Annotated in this window: 17 protein-coding genes; 10 read left to right on the forward strand and 7 right to left on the reverse strand. The window is 75.1% G+C overall.

Features of this window, described 5'->3' with window-relative positions:
- Nucleotides 1–54: 54 nt before the first annotated feature.
- Nucleotides 55–573, reverse strand: a complete 519-nt coding sequence (pyrE, locus tag GA0070564_RS25650) for an orotate phosphoribosyltransferase (RefSeq protein ID WP_091614380.1) — start codon at nucleotides 571–573, stop codon at nucleotides 55–57.
- A gap of 11 nt (nucleotides 574–584) precedes the next feature.
- Here pyrE and GA0070564_RS25655 point away from each other — a divergent pair, with 11 nt between their 5' ends.
- The 7 genes from GA0070564_RS25655 to GA0070564_RS25685 all read left to right on the forward strand — a co-directional run bounded on the left by GA0070564_RS25655 (nucleotide 585) and on the right by GA0070564_RS25685 (nucleotide 8,067).
- Nucleotides 585–1,862 carry a PucR family transcriptional regulator gene (locus GA0070564_RS25655; RefSeq protein WP_425412538.1) on the forward strand — a complete coding sequence of 426 codons (1,278 nt, stop codon included), beginning with the start codon at nucleotides 585–587 and terminating at the stop codon, nucleotides 1,860–1,862.
- A 135-nt stretch (nucleotides 1,863–1,997) separates the two neighbouring features.
- Nucleotides 1,998–3,167: an acyltransferase domain-containing protein gene (locus GA0070564_RS25660; RefSeq protein WP_091614383.1), complete on the forward strand. Its 1,170-nt coding sequence runs from the start codon at nucleotides 1,998–2,000 to the stop codon at nucleotides 3,165–3,167.
- A 108-nt stretch (nucleotides 3,168–3,275) separates the two neighbouring features.
- Entirely contained in the window at nucleotides 3,276–4,220 is a 945-nt protein-coding gene (locus GA0070564_RS25665; RefSeq protein ID WP_091614386.1) for a beta-ketoacyl-ACP synthase III, read from the forward strand.
- Between the two features lie 88 nt (nucleotides 4,221–4,308).
- Entirely contained in the window at nucleotides 4,309–4,548 is a 240-nt protein-coding gene (locus GA0070564_RS25670; RefSeq protein ID WP_088972559.1) for an acyl carrier protein, read from the forward strand.
- A gap of 2 nt (nucleotides 4,549–4,550) precedes the next feature.
- Nucleotides 4,551–5,777: a beta-ketoacyl-ACP synthase II gene (gene fabF, locus GA0070564_RS25675; RefSeq protein ID WP_091614390.1), complete on the forward strand. Its 1,227-nt coding sequence runs from the start codon at nucleotides 4,551–4,553 to the stop codon at nucleotides 5,775–5,777.
- A gap of 22 nt (nucleotides 5,778–5,799) precedes the next feature.
- Entirely contained in the window at nucleotides 5,800–7,224 is a 1,425-nt protein-coding gene (locus tag GA0070564_RS25680; protein ID WP_091614393.1) for an acyl-CoA carboxylase subunit beta, read from the forward strand.
- A gap of 132 nt (nucleotides 7,225–7,356) precedes the next feature.
- Complete coding sequence (locus GA0070564_RS25685; RefSeq protein WP_091614397.1) at nucleotides 7,357–8,067, forward strand: class I SAM-dependent methyltransferase; 711 nt, start codon at nucleotides 7,357–7,359, stop codon at nucleotides 8,065–8,067.
- A 15-nt stretch (nucleotides 8,068–8,082) separates the two neighbouring features.
- Here the strand turns inward: GA0070564_RS25685 and GA0070564_RS25690 are convergent, their stop codons facing one another.
- From GA0070564_RS25690 to GA0070564_RS25710, 5 genes are all read right to left on the reverse strand, one after another.
- Complete coding sequence (locus tag GA0070564_RS25690) at nucleotides 8,083–10,371, reverse strand: hypothetical protein (protein ID WP_091614401.1); 2,289 nt, start codon at nucleotides 10,369–10,371, stop codon at nucleotides 8,083–8,085.
- Nucleotides 10,368–11,420 (reverse strand): glycosyltransferase family 2 protein, encoded by a 1,053-nt coding sequence (locus GA0070564_RS25695; RefSeq protein WP_281182193.1) that lies wholly within the window; start codon nucleotides 11,418–11,420, stop codon nucleotides 10,368–10,370. Before GA0070564_RS25695 ends, GA0070564_RS25690 begins: the two co-directional genes overlap by 4 nt.
- A 93-nt stretch (nucleotides 11,421–11,513) precedes the next feature.
- Nucleotides 11,514–13,796 (reverse strand): hypothetical protein, encoded by a 2,283-nt coding sequence (locus tag GA0070564_RS25700; RefSeq protein WP_141714867.1) that lies wholly within the window; start codon nucleotides 13,794–13,796, stop codon nucleotides 11,514–11,516.
- 55 nt (nucleotides 13,797–13,851) lie between these two features.
- A complete protein-coding gene (locus GA0070564_RS25705) occupies nucleotides 13,852–15,606 on the reverse strand; it encodes a glycoside hydrolase family 3 protein (RefSeq protein ID WP_091614409.1) in 1,755 nt (584 codons plus the stop codon).
- 63 nt (nucleotides 15,607–15,669) lie between these two features.
- Nucleotides 15,670–16,161, reverse strand: a complete 492-nt coding sequence (locus GA0070564_RS25710) for a DUF3145 domain-containing protein (protein WP_091614414.1) — start codon at nucleotides 16,159–16,161, stop codon at nucleotides 15,670–15,672.
- A 316-nt stretch (nucleotides 16,162–16,477) separates the two neighbouring features.
- Between GA0070564_RS25710 and GA0070564_RS25715 the strand changes: the two genes are divergently transcribed.
- Nucleotides 16,478–16,807, forward strand: a complete 330-nt coding sequence (locus GA0070564_RS25715; RefSeq protein WP_091614417.1) for a hypothetical protein — start codon at nucleotides 16,478–16,480, stop codon at nucleotides 16,805–16,807.
- A gap of 463 nt (nucleotides 16,808–17,270) precedes the next feature.
- On the opposite strand, the gene GA0070564_RS25720 is transcribed toward GA0070564_RS25715, so the two are convergent.
- Nucleotides 17,271–17,888 (reverse strand): carbonic anhydrase, encoded by a 618-nt coding sequence (locus tag GA0070564_RS25720; protein ID WP_091614422.1) that lies wholly within the window; start codon nucleotides 17,886–17,888, stop codon nucleotides 17,271–17,273.
- Between the two features lie 148 nt (nucleotides 17,889–18,036).
- On the opposite strand from GA0070564_RS25720, the gene GA0070564_RS25725 reads away from it, so the two are divergent.
- Nucleotides 18,037–19,002: an alpha/beta fold hydrolase gene (locus GA0070564_RS25725; protein WP_091614716.1), complete on the forward strand. Its 966-nt coding sequence runs from the start codon at nucleotides 18,037–18,039 to the stop codon at nucleotides 19,000–19,002.
- 50 nt (nucleotides 19,003–19,052) lie between these two features.
- The gene (locus GA0070564_RS25730; RefSeq protein ID WP_091614426.1) at nucleotides 19,053–21,164 is read left to right on the forward strand and encodes a HelD family protein; all 2,112 of its coding nucleotides are present in this window, start codon (nucleotides 19,053–19,055) and stop codon (nucleotides 21,162–21,164) included.
- Nucleotides 21,165–21,198: the final 34 nt, after the last annotated feature.

Below are 21,198 nucleotides of genomic sequence, written 5' to 3' on the forward strand. Positions count from 1 at the left end.
CCGTACGCCGCGTACCCGGATCGGCGTCCACCCCGTGCCGGGAGATCAACGGGCTCAGGCGGTCAGGTCGGCGCGGGCGAACAGGGCGTGCAGCCGGACGCCCCGCTCGGCCAGGGCCTCGGCGCCGCCCTCGGAGCGGTCGATCACGCAGAGCGCGTCGGTGATCTCGGCGCCCAGCTCGCGGAGCTGCCCGGTGGAGATCACCACCTGGCCGCCGGAGGTGACCACGTCCTCCACCACCAGCACCCGGCGGCCGGCCACCTCGGCGCCCTCGGCGAGCCGGGCGGTGCCGTACGCCTTGGCGGTCTTGCGGACGAAGGCGCAGGGCAGCCCGACGTGCCGGGCCAGGGCGGTGACCACCGGGATGCCGCCCAGCTCCAGCCCGGCCAGCACCTCGGTGCCCGGCGGCACCAGCCCGGCCAGCCCGGCGGCGACCCGGTCCAACAGCGCCGGGTCGGCCTCGAAGCGGTACTTGTCGAAGTACTCGTCGGCCACCCGGCCGGAACGGAGCGTGAAGCGGCCGGTGAGGCGGCAGGTGGCGGCGATCTGGCGGGCGAGGTCGGTGTCGGTCACGGGTGATCATCCTGGCAGCCCGTCGCGGGCGGGTCGAGCGCCGGCCGGCCGGGGTGGGGCCCGGACCGGGGACGTGTCAGGCTGGAGCGGTGAGCGAGCCGGGCGGTAGTGAGCTGACGGCCACCCTGCGCCGGATCGAGCGGGCGGCGGGGGCGCTGGCCACCGCGAGCGTCTCCCGGATGGACGAGACGCTGCCCTGGTTCCGGGAGCTCCCCGCCGACCAGCGCTCCTGGGTCATGCTGGTGGCCCAGGCCGGCGTCCGGTCGCTGGTGCAGTGGCTGCGCGAGGGTGGCGGCACGGCGGACAGCACCCAGGAGGTCTCCGACGAGGTCTTCGCCACCGCGCCGCAGGCGTTGGCCCGCTCGATCAGCCTCCAGCAGACCGTGGCGCTGATCAAGGTCACCATCGACGTGGTCGAGGAGCAGGTGTCGCTGCTGGCGGCGCCGGGCGAGGAGCAGCAGCTGCGCGACGCCGTGCTGCGCTTCTCCCGGGAGATCGCCTTCGCCGCCGCCCGGGTGTACGCCCGCGCCGCCGAGTCCCGCGGCTCCTGGGACGCCCGCCTCCAGGCCCTGCTGGTGGACGCGCTGCTGCGCGGCGACTCCCCGGACGTGCTGGCCAGCCGGGCGGCGGCGCTGGGCTGGTCGGACGCGCCGCCGGTGGCGGTGGCGGTGGGCCGCTCCCCGGGCGGTGAGGTGGCCGCCGTGCTGCACACCGTCTACCGGCACGCCCGGCGGATCGGGGTGGAGGTGATCGGCGGCGTGCACGGCGACCGGCTGGTGATCGTGCTGGGCGGGGCGGCGGACCCGGGCGCGGCCACCGAGAAGCTGCTGCCCGCGTTCGGCGAGGGACCGGTGGTGGTCGGGCCGGCGGTGCCGAGCCTGGACGAGGCGACCGACTCGGCGCGCTCCGCGCTGGCCGGCTACCGGGCCGCCCCGGCCTGGCCGACGGCGCCCCGGCCGGTGGCCGCGGCGGACCTGCTGCCCGAGCGCTCCCTGGCCGGCGACGCGGAGGCCCGTCGGCGGCTGCGCCGGGACGTGTACGCCCCGCTGGTCCGCGCCGGGGGCGAGCTGCTGGAGACGTTGGACGCCTTCTTCGCCGCCGGCGGGACGCTGGAGAGCGCCGCCCGGGCGCTGTACGTCCACCCGAACACGGTGCGTTACCGGCTGCGCCGGATCGCCGAGGTGACCGGGTTCTCCCCGCTGACGCCGCGGGACGCGTTCGCCCTCCAGGTGGCGCTCACGGTGGGCAGACTGGACCCGGTGGTCCCGGTGGCCCCGACCCAGACATGACGCCCAGCCGTCGGCAAACCAGTACAGACATGCGACGACCACCGTTGATCTTTGTAGGAACCCGACAAAGGTTCTAGTGCGGTTTGGTGCCAGCCGGCACAGCGCGACCCGTGGGTATCCGTCAGAGTCATAGACGTGCTCGCCGTACTCTCACCCGGCCAGGGTTCCCAGAAACCCGGCTTCCTGACCCCCTGGCTCGACCTGACCGGCGCCGAGTCCCGGCTGCGCTGGTGGTCCGCGCTGGCCGGGGTCGACCTGGTGCACCTCGGCACCGCGGCCGACGCGGAGGAGATCAAGGACACCGCCCGCACCCAGCCCCTGCTGGTCGCCGCGGCGCTGCTCGCCGCCGACCAGCTCCCCCTCTACGACGTCGCCGTCACCGTCGGCCACAGCGTCGGCGAGCTGGGCGCCGCGGCCGTCGCCGGGGTGCTGACCCCGGAGACGGCGATCACCCTGGCCGGCGTCCGCGGCCGGGAGATGGCCGCCGCCTGCGCCCTGGAGCCCACCGGCATGGCCGCCGTCCTCGGCGGCGACCCCGACGAGGTGCTCGCCGCGATCGAGGCCCACGGGCTGCACCCGGCCAACCGCAACGGCGCCGGCCAGATCGTCGCCGCCGGTTCGATCGAGGCGCTGGACAAGTTCTCCGCCGAGCCGCCGGCGCGGACCCGGGTGATCCGGCTCCAGGTGGCCGGCGCCTTCCACACCCCGTACATGGCCCCGGCCGAGACCGCGCTGGCCCAGGTCGCCGCCGGCATCACCCCCGCCGACCCGGCCCGGATCCTGCTGTCCAACCTCGACGGCTCGGCGGTCAGCCACGGCCGCGAGATGGTGCAGCGGCTGGTCCGCCAGGTCACCGCGCCGGTCCGCTGGGACCTGTGCATGCGCACCCTGGCCGACCTCGGCGTCACCGGGGTGATCGAGCTGCCGCCGGCCGGCACCCTCGCCGGCCTGGTCAAGCGCGAACTCAAGGCCACCGGCGCGCCCGAGATCGTCACCCTGAACACCCCCGACGACCTGCCCGCCGCGCGTGACCTGATCGCCCGGCACAGCGGACTGCGCGGCCACGAGCCGGTGATCCAGTTCCGGGTGGTCGTCTCCCCCGCAGCAGGCACCTTCGCCCCCGCCGAGGGGCTCGCCGAGGGCGCCGACCTGCGGACCGGCCAGGTGATCGGCCACGTCGCCACCCGACAGGGCCCGGTCGAGGTCACCGCGCACGACAGCGGGCTGCTCACCGAGTGGCTCGCCCACCACGACGATCCGGTGGCGCCGGGCCAGCCGCTGGCCCGCATCGGCGGCCCCGCGTGAGCGGGCCCGCGCGCACCGCGGTCGCGACCACGAGAGGAACGCATCGGTGAGCGCGAGGAACGAGCCGGGTCTGCGAGTCCCGCAGTCGCGAACGAACGGAGGCCTCCGATGACCGGCAGCCGGATCGTCGCGCTCGGGCACTACCAGCCGTCCCGGGTGGTGACCAACGACGACATCGCCCAGCTCGTCGACACCAACGACGAGTGGATCCGCGACCGGGTCGGCATCGTCACCCGGCGGATCGCCGGTGACGAGACGGTGGCCGACATGGCCGCCGCCGCGGCCGGCAAGGCGCTGGCCAACTCCGGGCTGACCGCCGCCGACATCGACCTGGTGGTCGTCGCCACCTGCACCTCGGTCGACCGAAGCCCGAACGTCGCCTGCCGGGTCGCCGCCAAGCTCGGCATCACCGCGCCGGCCGCGTACGACGTCAACACCGCCTGCTCCGGCTTCGCGTACGCGCTGGGCACCGTGGACCACGCGATCCGCGCCGGCGCCGCCCGCAACGCCATCGTGGTGGGCGCCGAGAAGCTCTCCGACTTCACCGACTGGACCGACCGGTCGACCTGCATCATCTTCGGCGACGGGGCGGGGGCCGCGGTGGTCACCGCGACCGCCGACGGTGAGCCGGCCGGCGTCGGCCCGGTGGTGTGGGGCTCGGTGCCGGAGAAGAGCGACGCGGTACGCATCGAGGGCTGGCGGCCGTACATCGCGCAGGAGGGGCAGGCGGTCTTCCGCTGGGCCACCACCGCGCTGGCCCCGCTGGCGCTCCAGGCCTGCGAGAAGGCCGGGGTCGCCCCGTCCGAGCTGGCCGCGTTCGTGCCGCACCAGGCCAACGCCCGGATCATCGACGGCATCGTCAAGCGGCTGAACATCCCGAACGCGGTGATCGCCAAGGACATCGTCGAGTCCGGCAACACGTCGGCCGCGAGCGTGCCGCTGGCCCTGTCCAAGCTCGTCGAGCGGCGCGAGGTGCCGGCCGGCGCCCCGGTGCTGCTCTTCGGCTTCGGCGGCGGCCTGACCTACGCCGGTCAGGTCGTCCGCTGCCCCTGAATCCCACCCCGGCGCCCGCGCGCCGGGGGAGACGGCCGGCGGCAGGTCCGCCGGCCGAGTGAAAACCGATGGAGAGGAAGCAACACCAATGACCCGTGACGAGATCACCGCCGGCCTCGCCGAGATCCTCGAAGAGGTTGCCGGGGTGAACCCGGACGACGTGGCCGAGGGCAAGTCCTTCACCGACGACCTGGACGTCGACTCGCTCTCCATGGTGGAGGTCGTGGTGGCCGCCGAGGAGAAGTTCGGGGTGAAGATCCCGGACAACGAGGTGCAGAACCTCAAGACCGTCGGCGACGCCGTCAGCTACATCGCGGCGCAGTCCTGATCATGGCTCGCACCGACGTCGTCGTCACCGGGCTCGGCGCGACCACCCCGCTGGGCGGGGACGTCGCGTCGACCTGGGACGCCATGCTCACCGGCCGCTCCGGGGTGAGTGCGCTCACCCAGGAGTGGGCCGGGCAGCTGCCGGTCCGGATCGCCGCCCAGCTCGCCGTCGACCCGTCCGAGGTGCTGGACCGGGTCCGGCTGCGCCGGCTGGACCGCTCCGAGGCGATCGCGCTCATCGCGGCGCAGCAGGCCTGGGCGGACGCCGGCCTGGCCGACTCCGGGCTCGACCCGGAGCGGCTGGCGGTCAGCGTCGGCTCCGGCATCGGCGGCGCCACCACGATGCTCGCCCAGGACGACATCCTGGAGGCCTCCGGCCCGCGGCGGGTCTCCCCGCACACGGTGCCGATGCTGATGCCGAACGGTCCGGCCGCCTGGGTCGGGCTGGAGGTGGGCGCCAAGGCCGGCGTGCACTCGGTGGCCAGCGCCTGCGCCACCGGCGCCGAGGCCATCGCGCTGGGCCTGGACATCATCCGCGCCGGCCGGGCCGACGTGGTGGTGGCCGGCGGCACCGAGGCGGTCATCCACCCCCTGCCGATCGCCGGTTTCGCCTCGATGCGGGCCATGTCGACCCGCAACGACGAGCCGGAGAAGGCCTCCCGTCCGTGGGACAAGGGCCGGGACGGGTTCGTGCTCGGCGAGGGCTCGGGCGTGGTGGTGCTGGAGAGCGCCGAACACGCCGCCGCCCGCGGCGCCCGGGTGTACGCCCGGCTCGCCGGCGCCGGCATCACCTCCGACGCGTACGACATCGTGCAGCCGCACGCCGAGGGCGAGGGCGCCATCCGGGCGATCCGCCGGGCGCTCGCCGACGCGGACCTCGCCGGGACGGACATCGCGCACGTCAACGCGCACGCCACCTCCACCCCGGTCGGCGACATGCTGGAGATCGGCGCGCTGCACAAGGCCGTCGGCGACCACGTGGTGCTGTCGGCGACCAAGTCGATGACCGGGCACCTGCTCGGCGCGGCGGGCGCGCTGGAGTCGATCGCCACCATCCTGGCCATCCGCGACGGTGTCGTACCGCCGACCATCAACCTCGACGACCCGGACGACGGCCTCACCCTGGAGGTGGCCGCCCACAAGGCGCGCCACATGGAGATCCCCGCCGCGCTGAACAACGCTTTCGGCTTCGGCGGACACAACGTGGCTCTCGTCTTCACGCGGGCCTGAGACCACAGCCTTGGAGGCTCATGTGACCACGACCGCCGTCAGCGCGGACTCGTCCACCGTGGACTACCGGGATCCCGAGGTCCGGCTCCGCGCCCTGTTCGACGCCGGCTCGCTGCGCCTGATGTCGCCCCGGGACACCTCCGGGGTGCTCTGGGCGCGGGGTGAGATCGAGGGTACGCCCGCGATCGCGTACGCCACCGACGCCACGAAGATGGGTGGCGCGATGGGCACCGACGGGTGCCGGCACGTCGTCGACGCCATCGACACCGCGGTGCGGGAGCGGGTGCCGGTGCTCGGGCTCTGGCACTCCGGCGGGGCCCGGCTGGCCGAGGGCGTGGTCGCGCTCGACGCCGTCGGGCAGGTCTTCGCCGCGATGGTCCGGGCCTCCGGCCGGGTGCCGCAGATCTCCGTGGTGCTCGGCCCGGCCGCCGGTGGCGCGGCGTACGGGCCGGCGCTGACCGACATCGTCGTGATGAGCGGCGCCGGCCGGATCTTCGTCACCGGTCCCGAGGTGGTCCGCAGCGTCACCGGCGAGCAGGTCGACATGGAGCGGCTCGGCGGCCCCGAGCCGCACGGCCGGCGCTCCGGCGTGGTCCACGTGACCTGCGCCGACGACGAGGCGGCGATGGTCGAGTCGCGCAAGCTGGCCGCCCTGCTGGGGCACCAGGGTCGGCTCTCCCCCGACGACGTGCCGGCCGACGCGGTCGAGGGCCACGACCTGGTCGCGAAGATGCCGGCCGAGACCAACCGGGCGTACGACGTGAAGCCGGTGGTCAAGGCGCTGCTCGACGCCCCCGGGGTGGAGCTGCACGCCAAGTGGGCGCCGAACGTGGTGACCACCCTGGGCCGGTTCGCCGGCCGGACGGTCGGGGTCATCGCGAACAACCCGCTGCGGCTGGGCGGCTGCCTCGACGCGTCCAGCGCCGAGAAGGCGGCCCGCTTCGTGCGGATGTGCGACTCGCTCGGGGTGCCGCTGATCGTGCTGGTGGACGTCCCCGGCTACCTGCCCGGCCTGGGTCAGGAGTGGGACGGCGTGGTCCGGCGCGGGGCGAAGCTGCTGCACGCCTTCGCCGAGGCGGTGGTGCCGCGGGTGACCCTGGTGACCCGCAAGGCGTACGGCGGGGCGTACATCGCGATGAACTCCCGCTCGCTCGGCGCCACCGCGGTCTTCGCCTGGCCGAACGCGGAGGTCGCGGTGATGGGCGCCAGCGCGGCGGTCAACATCCTGCACCGCAAGAAGCTCGCCGCGGCGCCGGCCGAGGAGCGGGAGGCGCTGCGCGCCCGGCTGATCGAGGAGCAGACCCGGGTCGCCGGCGGGGTGAACCGGGCGCTGGAGATCGGCGTGGTCGACGACGTGATCAAGCCGGAGCAGACCCGGCGGCGGATCGCCGAGGCGCTGGCCGCGGCGCCGGCCGCCCGGGGCGCGCACGGCAACATCCCGCTGTAGCACCGGTCCCACCCGTCGGGGCCCGCATCCGAGGCGGATGCGGGCCCCGACGCGTCCGCCCGGCGGCGGGCTGTGCGACGGCTGTGCGGCCGATATGGTGAGGGCCGCCAGTCCCCCGCCGAGGAGTCCACCGTGGAAGCCACCGAGATCCGCAAGCTCGCCGCGCTCGAGGACACCCACTGGTGGTACCGCGAGCGCCGGGCCCTGCTGGCCCGCGCGTTGCGCCGGCTGGCCGCCGCGGGGACGAGCCCCGAGCGGGCGCTGGACGTCGGCGCGGCCGGCGGCGGCAACACCCGGGTGCTGCGGGCGCACGGCTGGCGTCCGCTGGCCCTGGAATACAGCGCGGAGGGTGCCGGGGTGGCCCGGGAGCGCGGCCTGTACGTGATCCGCGCGGACGCCCGGCACCTGCCGGTCCCGTCGGCCTCGCTGGGCCTGGTGGTCGCCTTCGACATCCTCGAACACTTCGAGGAGGATCATCTCGCCGCGGCCGAGTTCCGGCGCGTCCTGCGCCCCGGCGGCACGGCGTTGATCGCCGTGCCGTGCGACATGCGGCTCTGGTCGGCGCACGACGAGGCCGTGGGGCACGTCCGCCGCTACGACCGGGAGTCGTTGCGGGCGGTGGTGGAGAAGGCCGGCCTGGTCGTCGACGAGCTGTGGAGCTGGAACGTGGTGCTGCGGCCGGTGGCCGCCTGGCGGCGCCGCAGCTCCACCGGCAGCGACCTGGACGACCTGCACCCGGTGGTCAACCTGGGGCTGCGGACCATCATCACCGCCGAGCGCTACCTGCCGGTGCGGTCGCTGCCCGGGGTGTCGCTGATGCTCCGCGCCCACCGGCCCGGCTGACCGCCGGACGGGCCGTCAGCGCAGCCGGTAGACGGCCACCCGGCCGTTGTCGAAGCGCAGCTCGGCCAGCTCGCCCAGCGTCGGCGACTCCCGGCCGGTCGACCGGTCGGCGACGAGCCAGCGCACCCGGCGCCGGTCACGCAGGTCGGCCAGGCCGGCGGCGGTGGGCGCGGTGAAGGCGGCGTCGTTGGCGGCCAGCAGGTCCTGGTCCCAGAACGGCGCCGCCACCCCGGCCGGCTCGCCCACCATCCGGGGCGCGAACCCCCAGCCCTCCACCAGCACGGACCGCTGGGCGTACGCGCTGAGCCAGAACGACCGCGCGTCGCAGGCGCCGCTGCGCAGCACCTGGCGGCAGTGCGCGTTGGTGGCGACCACGTCGTCGGGTTCGCTGTGCGCGCGGACCCAGCGGGCCGCCTCGACCCGGGAGGCGGGCATCGACACCAGCCCGTACGCGCCGCCGTTGGGGTTCTCCCGGGCGGCGGCGCCGTCCATGACCAGCCCCGGCGCGCCGGCCACCAGGATCCCGGTGAGCAGCACGACGCCGCCCCGGCCGGCCAGCGCGGTGAAGCGGCGGCCCAGCAGCCACCAGAGCAGCCCGAGCAGCAGTGCGAGCAGGGCCAGGGCGCCCGCCCAGCGCAGCAGGGGCAGCAGCCGGTCGAAGCGCGGCCCGACCGTGGGTGCGACCCGCCAGGCGAACTGCGCCGCGGTGAGGGCGACGGCGAGACCGGCGGCGGCCAGCCCGAGCAGGACCTTTCCCCGGCGGGTCAGCGCGGCCCGGTCCAGCAGTTCGGCGTAACCCCAGGCGGAGAGGAGCACCCCGAAGGCGAAGCCGGTCCGGGTGAAGTACTGGTTGCTGCCCCCGGGGTGCTTGAGCAGCAGGTGCAGGGTGGGGCCGGCCAGCGCCCCACCGAGCAGGAAGAGCTGGCCCGCTTCCAGCCGGAACCGGCGCAGCCGCAGCAGCGCCACCACCCCGGCGAGCCGCAGCTGGAGGTTGAGCAGGAAGGCGACCAGCACCGCCGCCCAGATCAGCACGTGGACTCCGGTGGTGCGGCCGTCGGCCGGACCGACGTAGACCCGCACCACGTAGAACGGGTCGACGGTCACCCCGTGGCTCTCGAAGGCGAAGAGCACCGCGGTGGCGAAGAGCTGCGCGGCCAGGGCGAGACCGGTCAGGGCCAGCACGGGCAGGTCCAGCCGGCGTCGGGTGAGCAGCCCCAGCACGGCCGTGCAGGCGAGCGCGGCCAGCAACACCGGCAGCGAGCTGGCCTTGGCCCCGGTCGAGGCGAGCAGGAACAGCACCGCCAGCACCCACGCGCCGCGGCCGAGCGGGGGGACGGCGCTGTCGGACGTCCGGCCGATCCGGTCGGCGGCGACCGCGATCAGCGGCAACAGCAACACCCAGCTGTACGTCATCGACGGGCTGCCCCAGACGATGAACGTGGCCTGGGTGCCGAAGAGCTGCCGCACCCCGTTCTCGAAGCCGAACTCCCCGACGGTGAACATCAGCGCGGACGCGGCCACGCCCACCCAGGCCCGGCCGCTGACCCGCCAGCCGACCACCGCGACCAGCACGGCGGCCAGGGCGCACCACGCCGGCACCGCGAGCCGGAAGAAGACCGTCGGGAGGTCCACCCCACTGATCAGGCTGCTCGCCGCCATCTGGGCGAACCCGAACCAGTGGTAGTGCAGCGGCTCCCCGGCCACCTGCGGCACGTCCAACGGCACCTGATGGGTCGCCGCCCCGGCGATCGACAGTTGGAAGGCCAGGTCGATGTACTGCTGCTGCCCCTCGGAGGTGGGCAGGACCGGGTTCGTGGACAGGAACGACGCCGCCAGGTAGCCGGTGAAGCCGACCACCACCGCGGTCAGCGTCCACGCCCAGCCCAGCGGCGCGAAGGCCGGGTAGCGGACCGACCAGTGCCGGCGCAGCCGGGGCAGCACCGCGTACGGCACCAGCACGGCCAGCGGCCAGCACCACAGCCAGCTCCCCGCGTCCAACGCCAGGAACGCGGCCCAGGCGGCGAGCTCCAGCACCAGCCCGACCGCGGCGCCCATCGCCAGGTCCTCGACCAGGGTGTGCGGACGCGAGCGCAGCGACCGGTAGACCAGCGTGCCGGGCAGCATCACCCAGACCGCCGCGTACCCGGTCCAGGCGATCAGGTCGATCGGGGGTGTGCCGGTGAGCAGCAGGATCGTCGCCACCGCGGCGTAGCCGACCAGCGGCGGCAGGAACCCGGCCAGCCGCTGCCCGCCGGGCGGGTCGCTCACCGGCAGCTCGGCGTCGGCGACGGCGAGGACGGTCACCGGCGGGCGTCGGTGAGCACCGTCGCGGCGCCCGGTACGGACGCCGGTTCGTCGTCGGTGTCGGCGACCACCTCGACCGGCACCGGGCCGGCGGCCGGGTGGCGCTCGTCGGCGGTGTCGGCGGCGACGAAGTACGCCGGGCGGCCCTGCACCGCGGTGTAGATCCGGGCGACGTACTCGCCGAGCAGGCCGAGGCAGAGCAGCTGCACCGCGCCGAGGAAGAGGACCGCCACGTAGAGGGAGGGCCAGCCGCTGACCGTGGCGCCGCCCAGCCAGGCGGCCACGGCGAGCAGCACCAGCACCCCGCAGAGCACCACCCCGGCCAGGCCCAGCCAGGTGGCGAAGCGCAGCGGCGCGGCGGAGAAGCTGGTCACGCTCTCCGCGGCCAGCCCCACCATCCGGGAGATCGGGTACTTGGTCCGGCCGGCCGGCCGCTCCTGGCGCCGGTAGCTCACCGCACCGCTGGGAAAGCCCAGCCACGGCACCACCAGCCGCAGCACCGGGCTGCGTTCGGGCAGCTCCCGCAGCGCCTCCACGGCGGCCCGGCTGAGCAGCCGGAAGTCACCCGCCTGGGCGGGCACCTGCTTGCCGACGAGGCGCCGCATCAGCCGGTAGTACGCGCCGGCGGTCCAGCGCTTGAACGGGCTGTCGGTGCTGCGGTCGTCGCGGACGCCGTACACGATGTCGAGGTCGTCGGCGCGGGCCCGGCGCAGCATCTCCGCGATCGTCTCGGGCGGGTCCTGGAGGTCGGCGTCGATGCTGACCACGTAGCGGCCGTGCGCCCGGAGCACCCCGGCGACCAGGGCCGCCTGGTGGCCGCTGTTGCGGCGCAACCGGACCACCCGCAGCCCGGGCCAGCCCATTCGCAGGGCGGCCAGCCCGGCCGGCGTGCCGTCGGTGCTGCCGTCGTCGACCGCCACCACCTCGTACGTCTCGCCGAGCCCGTCGAGGACGGCGCGCAGCCGCCGCGCGAACAGCGGCAGCACGGCCTCCTCGTTGAACATCGGCACGACGACCGAGAGGACCGGATCCGGACGCGTGGGTGCCACCTCGACCTCCGTCACCTGGATCGGGCGAATGCGACGGACGCTACCAGCCGAAACTGTGCCGCGTTGCCCCCTGCGATCCGCGCCCCGGCCGGCTCAGCGCAGTCGGTAGACGGCCGTGGTGTCGTTGTGGAACCGCAGGTCGGCCAGGCGGGCCAGGTCGGGTGACTCGACCTCGACGGACCGGTCGACGACCAGCCAGCGCACCCGCCAGTGGTCGCGCAGCTCGGCCAGGCCGGCGGCGGTGGGCGCGGTGAAGGCGGCGTCGTTGGCGCGCAGCCGCCCCTGGTCCCAGAAGGGCGCGTACGGGCCACCGGGGAGCCCCACCACCCGGGGTGCGAACGCCCAGCCCTCGACCAGCACCGAACGTTCGGCGTAGGCGCTGAGCCAGAACGACCGCGCGTCGCACCAGCCGTCCACCACCTGTCGGCAGTGCGCGTTGGTGGCGACCACGTCGGCCGGGTCGCTGTGCGCACGCACCCAGCGGGCCGCCTCGACCCGCGCGGCGGGCATCGGCACCACCGCGTACGCCCCGCCGTTGGGGTAGTGCCGGCCGGCCGCCGCGTCGGTCACCAGCCCGGGCGCGCCGACCACCAGCACGGCGGTGATCAGCAGCAGCTCGCCCCGGCCGGCGAGCCCCGGCCACCGGCCGACCAGCGCGGGCCAGCAGAGCGCCACCAGCAGGATCGCCACCAGCAGCGCGCCGGCCCACCAGAGCAGCGGCAGCACCGGCTCGTACGCGGGCCGGCCGGTGGCGGTGGCGGGGTGGCGGAGCTGGACGGCGGTGAGCGCGGCGGCGAGACCGGCGGCGCCCAGCCCGAGCAGCACCGCGCCCCGGCGGGTCAGGGCGGCCCGGTCGAGCAGTTCGGCATAGCCCCAGGCGGACAGCAGCACCCCGAAGGCGAACCCGGTCCGGGTGAAGTACTGGTTGCTGCTGCCCGGATGGCCGACCAGCAGGTAGATGGCCGGGCCGGCGAGCGCGCCGCCGAGCAGGAGCAGCGGGACCGGTTCCAGCCGGAACCGGCGCCGCCGCAGCAGCGCCACCGCGCCGGCCAGCCGGAGCTGGAGGCTGAGCAGGAAGCCGACCAGCACCGCCGTCCAGATCACCACGGTGGCCAGCGGCGACCGGTCCGGGGCGGCGCCGACGTAGGGCCGCAGCCCGGAGAACGGGTCGACGGTCACCCCGTGGCTCTCGAAGGCGAAGAGCACCGCGGTGGCGAAGAGCTGCGCGGCCAGGGTGGCCGCCGCGGCCGGCAGCAGCGCCCGGGGCAGCCGCCGCCGGAACACCAGGAGCACGGCGGCGGTGAACACCAGCGCGGCCAGCAGCACCGGCAGCGAGCTGGCCTTGGCCCCGGTCGAGGCGGCGAGGAAGAGCGTCACGAGCACCCAGGCGCCGCGGCCCAGCGGCGGCACGCCGCCGGCCCCGGGCCGGCCGAGGACCGAGGCGACGGCCGCGATCAGCGGCAACAGCAACACCCAGCTGTACGTCATCGACGGGCTGCCCCAGACGATGAACGTGGCCTGGGTGCCGAAGAGCTGCCGCACCCCGTTCTCGAAGCCGAACTCCCCGACGGTGAACATCAGTCCGGCCGCCACCACCCCGGCCACCGGCCGGCCGGAGATCCGCCAGCCGACCACCGCCACCAGCACGGCGGCCAGCGCACACCACGCCGGCACCACCAACCGGAAGAAGACCGTCGGCAGGTCCACCCCACTGACCAGACTCGACGCCGCCATCTGGGCGAACCCGAACCAGTGGTAGTGCAGCGGCTCCCCGGCCACCTGCGGCACGTCCAACGGCACCTGGTGCGTCGCCGCCCCGGCCAGCGACAGTTGGAAGGCCAGGTCGATGTACTGCGCCTGCCCCTGCGAGGTGGGCAGGACCGGGTTGAGCCGGAGGAACGACTCGCTGAGATAGCAGGTGAAGCCGGCGATCACCGCGGCCAGCGCCCACGCCCAGCCGGTCGGCACCGGGGTCGGGTAGCTGACCCGCCAGTGCCGGCGCAGCCGGGGCGCCACCGCGTACGGCACCAGCACGGCCAGCGGCCAGCACCACAGCCAGCTCCCCGCGTCCAACGCCAGGAACGCGGCCCAGGCCCCCAACTCCAGCACCAGCCCGACCGCGGCGCCCATCGCCAGGTCCTCGACCAGGGTGTGCGGACGCGAGCGCAGCGACCGGTAGACCAGCGTGCCGGGGAGTACCACGGCCAGCGCCGCGTAGAGCGTGTACCGGAGCAGGTCGACGGCGGGGGTGCCGGTGGCGAGCAGGATCGCGGCGACGACGGCGTAGCAGGCCCACGCCGGGGCGAGGCGGAGCGCGGCGGCACGGCGTGCGGTGGTGGCCGGTGCCACCTCGTCCCCGGTGGCGAGCGTCGTCACGGGGCCGGACGCTACCAGCCGGGCCGCGGCGTCGGCGGGCACCGACCGGCGTCGGTCAGCCGGCGCAGGTGGTGGCGGGCAGGCCACTCACCGGCACCGGGGACCGGCCGGTGGGACGGGCCTTCCCGGCCAGCACGGCGGCGAGCCCGTCCATCGACGCCCGGCTGGACGAGTAGGTGGCGAGCAGCGTCGGCGACGTCGCCCCGGCCAGCAGGTACGGGGTGTCCATCGCCACCGTGACCTTCGCGTCGGCGCGCAGGTCACCGGCGCCGTCGCCGTACCCGACCAGGTGCACGACCGTGCCCCCGCTCGGCACCACCTTCACCCCGGCGGCGGTCAGCGCGCGGGTGAGCAGGGCCCGGGTGTGGTCCCGCCCGCCGGAGGAGGTGACGGTGACCGGCCCGGCGACCTTCGCCCCGCAGGTCCCTCGCAGCTGGGTGACCGCGGCGGCGGCCAGCGCGTCCGCCGCCTGCTGGTGGGCCGGCGACGCCAGCGTGCCCAGCGCCGGGGCGGGCTTGTCGGCCAGCCGGAACTTCATGGTCAGCACCCGGGTGGCCGCCTCCACCAGGCGGGCCCGGGGCAGCGAGCCGTCGCGCAGCGCGGCGAGCAGCCCGTCGTACGCCTGGGTGAGGTTCGGGGTCATCAGGATCAGGTCGTTGCCGGCCTTCAGGGCGCGGACCGCGGCCTCGCCGGGCGACCAGCGCTTCGCCGGCGCCATGTTCATCCCGTCGGTGATCACCACGCCCTTGAATCCGAGCTGGCCGCGGAGCACGTCGGTGAGCAGCTTGTGGGAGAAGGTCGCCGGGGTGCCGGGGTCGACCGCCTTGACGTCGAGGTGGGCCGACATCACCGCCATCGCCCCGGCGTCGACGCCCGCGCGGAACGGCGGGAACGCGATGCGGTCCAGCTCGGCGCGGGACTGCGGGACCACCGGGAGGTCCTTGTGCGAGTCGGCGGCGGTCAGCCCGTGCCCGGGGAAGTGCTTGACGCTGGCCGCCACGCCCGCGGACTGGAGGCCGCGGACCGCGCCGGCGACCTGGGCGCCCGAGCGCTGCGGGTCGGCGCCGAAGGAACGGGAGCCGATCACCGTGCTGCGGGTGGCCAGCACGTCGGCGACCGGCGCGAAGTCGAGGTTGATCCCCATCGCGGCCAGTTCGGAGCCGGCGGCCCGCCAGGCCGCCTCGGTCAGCTCCGGCCGGCCGGCCGCTCCGGCGGCGAGCGGGCTGGGCAGGGCGGTGACGCCGTCGGTGATCCGGGTGACCACGCCGTACTCCTGGTCGGTGCCGACCAGGAAGGGGGCGGCGCCGGCCGGCAGCCTGCCCGCGGCCGCGCGCAGCCCGGTGGTGAGCGCGTGGACCTGCCGCGGGTTGTCGACGTTGGTGGTCTCCTGGTTGCCGGAGGTCGGGTCGTCGGCGCTGAAGCCGACCAGGATCACCCCGCCCAGGCGGTACTTCGCCACCATCTCGGCGGGGGTGTCCACCCCGGCCATCGCCTGGTTGCCGGCGGCCGAGCCGGGCGAGACCTCGGTGGCCGAGCTGCCGTACGCGTAGGGCATCAGCACCTGGCCGACCAGGTCCTCGTCGGCGAGCCGGCCGACCAGCGCGGTCGCCCGCGCGGCCGGGTCGCCGGGCGACGTCGGGATCGGCGTGGGGCTGGCCGGCGCCGCGGTCGAGGGCGCCACGGTCGAGGGTGTGGCGGTCGGCTCGGCCGACCGGGGTCGCTCGGCGCCGGTGCAGCCGGAGGCGAGCAGGGCGGTCAGTGCGGCGAGCGCGACGCCGACGCGTCGCGGGGTGGTCGACACGCGGCTCATCCCACCAGCCTTCCGCGTACCGGGGCAACTCGGCCACTCCGGTGACCGCCGGAGCACCTGACTTCAGCCGACCCGGGTGAGCAAGGTCACCGGGGCACCGTCGCCGGCGTAGCGGTACGGCTCCAGTTCGGCGTCCCATGCGGTGCCGAGCGCCTTGTCCAGTGCGTGCGCCAGCGCCTCTGGGGCGCGGGCGGCGGCCATGATCGCCCGCAGCCGGTCCTCGCCGAGCTGGATGTCCCCGCCCGCCCCGACGGCGGCCCGGAACAGGCCGCGCCCCGGCACGTACATGTAGCGCTCGCCGTCGGCGCCCGGGCTGGGTTCCTCGGTCACCTCGAAACGGATCATGGGCCACTGCCGGAGGGCAGCAGCCAGCTCGGCGCCCGTCCCCGGGCGACCGGTCCACCCGCACTCGGCCCGGCGGGCGCCGGGGTCGACGGGCTGTGCCGTCCACTGCAGGTTGACCGGCGCGGCGAGGACGCGCGCGATCGCCCACTCGACGTGCGAGCACACGGCGAGCGGGGTCGAGTGGACGTATACGACGCCACGCGTTGGCACGGTGACCTCCCGGAGAGCGAGGTGCGTCTTCCCCTACGACCTCGTCACCGCGGTGGTATCCGCAACACATGATGACTCCTGTGACGGATGGTGCGCCAGAGAATCGGAAAATTCGCCGGGTGGAATGCCGGGACGGTTCACCCGGTTGAGCTGTCCGGACGGGCACGATGACCAGCCGGGTGTCGTGGTCGTGTACAGTTCAGTCGGCGGGTTGTGCCGCCGCACATCTTCGCGGGCCGAGGCTCTCGCCGGAGCGTCGCCCGCACAGCCCCCGGACGTTTCTGCGTCCTCCCGTACGTCTGCAAGGAGTACCTCCGTGGCGAGCAACACCTCTAAGACCGCGCGCGCGTCAGTCCGGGCCGGCCAGGCTGGCCAGGGTGGCGCCCTCAGCGTGCTGGGCGAGTTCAAGTACCTCATCCCGCTCAACGGCGGCAAGCACGCCTACGTGCGGAACCTGACCAACGGCAAGACCGCGCACCTGCGCACCGACTCCGAGGCCTTCGTCGAGGAGATCCGGGTGCTGGCCGCGGCCGGCCACGCGACCAAGATCCGCGCCGAGATCAACAACCTCAACGCCGCCCACCCGGGCGACGGCTGGGACGCCACCGAGAAGCGCCTCGTCGAGGCCGGCGTCTTCGAGGGCTGAGCCCTCCCCCGCGACACCACGCACCGCCCGTCGGGTCTCCCCGGCGGGCGGTGCTGGCTTTTGCGGCCCCCGCAGCCACCAGACCCACCGAAACTCTGGTCGCCTCCCGCCCTCCCCGAAGGCCGCGATGTGACGTGCACAAGGTGCACAGCACCCGAGAACCGACAGCTTGGCCGCGACGGAGCATGTCGGCCGCTGGCTTGGTCATCGGTGCTCGGCCCGGCCCGGCGCGGCTGGGGAAGAGCCGGCGACCCGCTCGGGCGGTCTGGGGCCGGTTGTCCGGATCGCAGACCTTGGACACTTACCGTTCACCACGAACAGAAACTGTCCAAGATCCGAAACGGCCCACGCGGGCGTACCCGAAAGATGCGCGACTGACGGCCGGCAGCCCAACCACGACGGGCTCGGGGGCGAGCCCCCGAACCCCCGAGCCCCCGAACGCCCGAACCTCCGCCGAAGCAGGTCAGTCGGCCAGGAGGGTGACCTCACCGCTGGCCAGGTCGTAGCGGGCGCCGACCACGGCCACCGTCCCGGCCGCCACCGGGGCCGCCAGCAGGGCGTCGCGGCGCAGCGCCTCGACCGTCCGCCGGACGTGCCGGCGGATCGCCATCGGGTGCACCTGCGGGTCGTCCACGCCGACCTCGAGCACCGCCGGGGTGATCTCGTCCACCAGGTGGGCCAGCGAGCCACCGGGGCGCCGGCCGGTGCGCAGAGCGTCGACCGCCGAGGCGACCGCGCCGCACCGCTCGTGCCCGAGCACCATCACCAGCGGCACCCCGAGCTGCCCGACGACGTACTCGATCGAGCCGCAGACCGCCCGGTCCAGCACGTGACCACCGGTGCGGATCACGCAGATCGACCCGAACGTCTGGTCGAAGATCGCCTCCAGCGGCACCCGCGAGTCGATGCAGCCGAGGACCACCGCGTACGGCTGCTGGTCGCCGGAGGCGCTGGCCGCGGCGGCGGTGACGTCGTGGCCGTGCACCGGCTGGCCGCTGACGAAGCGCCGGTTGCCGCTGAGCAGCTCGGCCAGCGCGGCGCGGGGCCTACCACCGGCCGCCGGTCCGGGTGGGGTCGGCATGGGTCAAGCGTGGTCAGCGATCCGATCCGACGCGGTACGAACGCGAATCTTCTCACCGGCACGGTTGGCGTGCTCTCATGACGGGTAGCCGGTGTTACCGCCGGGTATCCCGGTGGTGACGTTTCCGGGCGGCCCTGGGGAGGTGGCGATGCCGGAACAGGTGGAGGTCCGCCTCCCGGACGACGTACGGCTGCACGTCGAGACGTCCGGCCCGGCGGACGCCGAACTCACGGTGCTGCTGCTGCACGGCTGGACGCTGGACGGGCGGGCCTGGCACCGGCAGCTCGCCGAGCTGCGCGAACGGTACGGCGACCGGGTGCGGGTGGTGACCTACGACGCCCGGGGACACGGGCGGTCCAGTTGCATGGCGCTGCGTACGGCGACCGTGGAGCAGCTCGGCGACGACCTGGCGGCGGTGCTGGACGCGGTCGCGACCGACCGGGTGGTGCTGGTCGGGCACTCGCTCGGCGGCATGACGATCATGGAGTACGCGCACCGGCACCGCGAGCACTTCGCCGCCCGGGTCGCCGGGCTGGTCTTCGTCTCGACCACCGCCGAGGGGCACACGCACACCGCGTACGGGCTGTCGCCGCGGATCACCCGGTTGATCCGGCTGGCCGAGACCACCGGGGCCGGGGTGCTGGCGCGCTGCGGCGCGTGGCGGCCACCCCGGGCCCTGCTGCGGGCGATCCGGCCGAGCATCCGCTGGGTGCTCTTCGGTGACCGCTGCGAGCCGACCGACATCCGGCTGGTCACCTCGGCGGTGGCCCGGGCCTCGCTGCGCTCGATCGGCGGGTTCCGTGCCTCGGTGGGCACCCAGCACCGGCTGGACACGCTCGCCGAGCTGGGCCGGCTGCCGGCCGCGGCGCTGGTCGGCGACCGGGACCGGCTCACCCCGCCGCCGTGCGCCCGGTCGATCGCGGCGGCGCTGCCGACCACCGAGCTGACGGTCTGCCCGGGCGCCGGGCACATGCTGATGATGGAACGGCCCGACGAGGTCAACTCGGCCCTGCTCGGGGTGCTCGGCCAGGTGCTGGCCGCCGGGCGCTCCCGGGCCCGGCGGGCCGGAGCCCGCCGCCGTCGTGCCGGGCATGCCGTACCCTCACCCGGTTGACCTGGCGCGCGGCCCCGCGCCGCCCGCGGCCGTCCGGAGGAGCAGGTACGTTGACCGACCAGACCACCCTGGAGCAGGAGATCGCCGTCGAGCAGCGGCATCTCGACCGGGTGTACGCCCGCCTGGCCGAACTGCGGCGCTCCGCCGTCAGGGCCGAGCGGGACGGCTACCGGCTGGCCCGGGTGGGCAACTTCGGCGCGCTGGTCGAGCGGGACGCGATGGTCTTCCACGCCGCTCAGCGCCGGCACGTGCTGGACGCCGAGCACGAGGGGCTGGTCTTCGGCCGGCTGGACCTGCACGACCGGCGGGTGCTGCACGTCGGGCGGTTGGGCATCCGCGGTGAGGACGCCGAGACGCTGGTGGTGGACTGGCGGGCGCCGGCCGCCGCCGCGTTCTACCAGGCCACGCCGGCCGATCCGCGCGGCGTGGTGCGGCGGCGCACCATCCAGTCCTCGGGCGAGAAGGTGACCCGGATCGAGGACGACCTGCTCGACCCGGCCGCCGCCCCGCCGGAGATGGCGGTGGTGGGCGACGGCGCGCTGCTGGCCACCCTCTCCCGGGCGACCGGCCACGGGATGCGGGACATCGTGGCGACCATCCAGCGGGAGCAGGACGAGGCGATCCGCTCCCCCGGCTCGGACGTGACGATCGTCTCGGGCGGCCCGGGCACCGGCAAGACGGCGGTGGCCCTGCACCGGGCCGCGTACCTGCTCTATTCCGACCGCAGCCGGTACGCCGGCGGCGGCATCCTGGTGGTCGGCCCGTCCACGGTCTTCGTGGAGTACATCGCCTCGGTGCTGCCCTCGCTGGGTGAGGAGACCGCCACCCTGCACTCGCTCGGCACCCTCTTTCCCGGGATGAGCGCGACCCGTACCGACCCGCCGCAGGTGGCGGCGGTGAAGGGCTCGCTGCGGATGCGGCGGGTGCTGGAGCGGGCGGCCCGGGACGCGGTGCCGGACGGCCCCGGCGAGCTGCGGCTGCTCTACCAGGGGCAGTTGCTGCGGTTGGAGCGCCGGGAGCTGGACGGCATCCGGGACCGGACGTTGTCCCGGGGGGCGCGCCGCAACGAGGTGCGCCGGGCCGCCTTCGACGCGGTGCTGGCCGCGCTCTTCGCCCAGGCCCGCCGGCTGGGCGTGCCGCGCCTGCCGGAGCAGCCCACCTTCGAGGACGAGATCATCGAGCGGCCGGAGTTCCGGGAGTTCCTCAAGGCGTGGTGGCCGCGGCTGCACCCTCGGCACGTGCTGGGCTGGCTGGCCCGCCCGGACCGGCTGCGCCGGTACGCCGGTGGCGTGCTGTCCCGGTCGGAGACGGAGCTGCTGGTCGGGGCGTACCGGACGCTGGACGCCGAGGGGCTCACGGTGGCCGACGTGGCGCTGCTGGACGAGCTGGACGCGCTGCTCGGCAGGCCGGTGCGCCGGAAGCGGCCGAAGCGGGACCCGTACCAGCTGGCCGGTGGGGTGCGCGAGCTGAGCACCCACGCCGACCGGCAGCGGGCCGCCCGGGAGGCGGCCCGGGAGCGGCCGGAGGACTACCGCGACTTCGCGCACGTGGTGGTCGACGAGTCGCAGGACGTCTCGCCGATGCAGTGGCGGATGGTGGGCCGGCGGGGCCGGCTGGCGTCCTGGACGGTGGTCGGCGACCCGGCGCAGACGGCCTGGGCGGGTGACCCGGAGGAGCTGGACCGGGCCCGGGACCAGGCGTTGGGGCGGCGGCGCCGGCACCGGTTCACGCTGACCACCAACTACCGCAACTCGGCGGAAATCTTCGCGGTGGCGGCGGCGGAGATCCGCCGGCTGCACCCGGACCTGGCGCTGCCCACCGCGGTGCGCTCCACCGGCGTGGATCCGGTGCAGCGTTCGGTGCCGACGGCGGAGCTGCCGGCGGCGACGGTCGAGGCGGTCACCGCGCTGCTGGGCGAGGTGGAGGGGACGGTGGGCGTGATCGCGCCGGTGCCGCGCCGCGACGAGGTGGCCGGCTGGCTGGCCGGGGTGTCCGATCCGCGGTTGCAGGTGGTGAACAGCCTCCAGTCCAAGGGCATGGAGTACGACGGGGTGGTGGTGGTCGCGCCGGGCGAGATCCGGGCCGAGCCGTCCGGGGTACGCACGCTCTACGTGGCGCTGTCCCGGGCCACCCAGCGGCTGACCGTGCTCGACGCGTCCTGATCAGGCGGGCTCCGGTGCCGGTCGGGGAGCCGAC

It is taken from the genome of Micromonospora mirobrigensis, assembly GCF_900091555.1.
GTDB classification, from domain to species: Bacteria; Actinomycetota; Actinomycetes; order Mycobacteriales; family Micromonosporaceae; genus Micromonospora; species Micromonospora mirobrigensis.

What these genes read in the sequence shown, in the direction of transcription:
- fabF (WP_091614390.1), top strand. Translation starts at nt 4,551, where the DNA reads ATGGCTCGCACCGACGTCGTCGTCACCGGGCTCGGCGCGACCACCCCG.
- GA0070564_RS25720 (WP_091614422.1), bottom strand. Translation starts at nt 17,888, where the DNA reads ATGCCGACCCCACCCGGACCGGCGGCCGGTGGTAGGCCCCGCGCCGCG.
- GA0070564_RS25725 (WP_091614716.1), top strand. Translation starts at nt 18,037, where the DNA reads ATGCCGGAACAGGTGGAGGTCCGCCTCCCGGACGACGTACGGCTGCAC.
- GA0070564_RS25665 (WP_091614386.1), top strand. Translation starts at nt 3,276, where the DNA reads ATGACCGGCAGCCGGATCGTCGCGCTCGGGCACTACCAGCCGTCCCGG.
- GA0070564_RS25705 (WP_091614409.1), bottom strand. Translation starts at nt 15,606, where the DNA reads ATGAGCCGCGTGTCGACCACCCCGCGACGCGTCGGCGTCGCGCTCGCC.
- GA0070564_RS25670 (WP_088972559.1), top strand. Translation starts at nt 4,309, where the DNA reads ATGACCCGTGACGAGATCACCGCCGGCCTCGCCGAGATCCTCGAAGAG.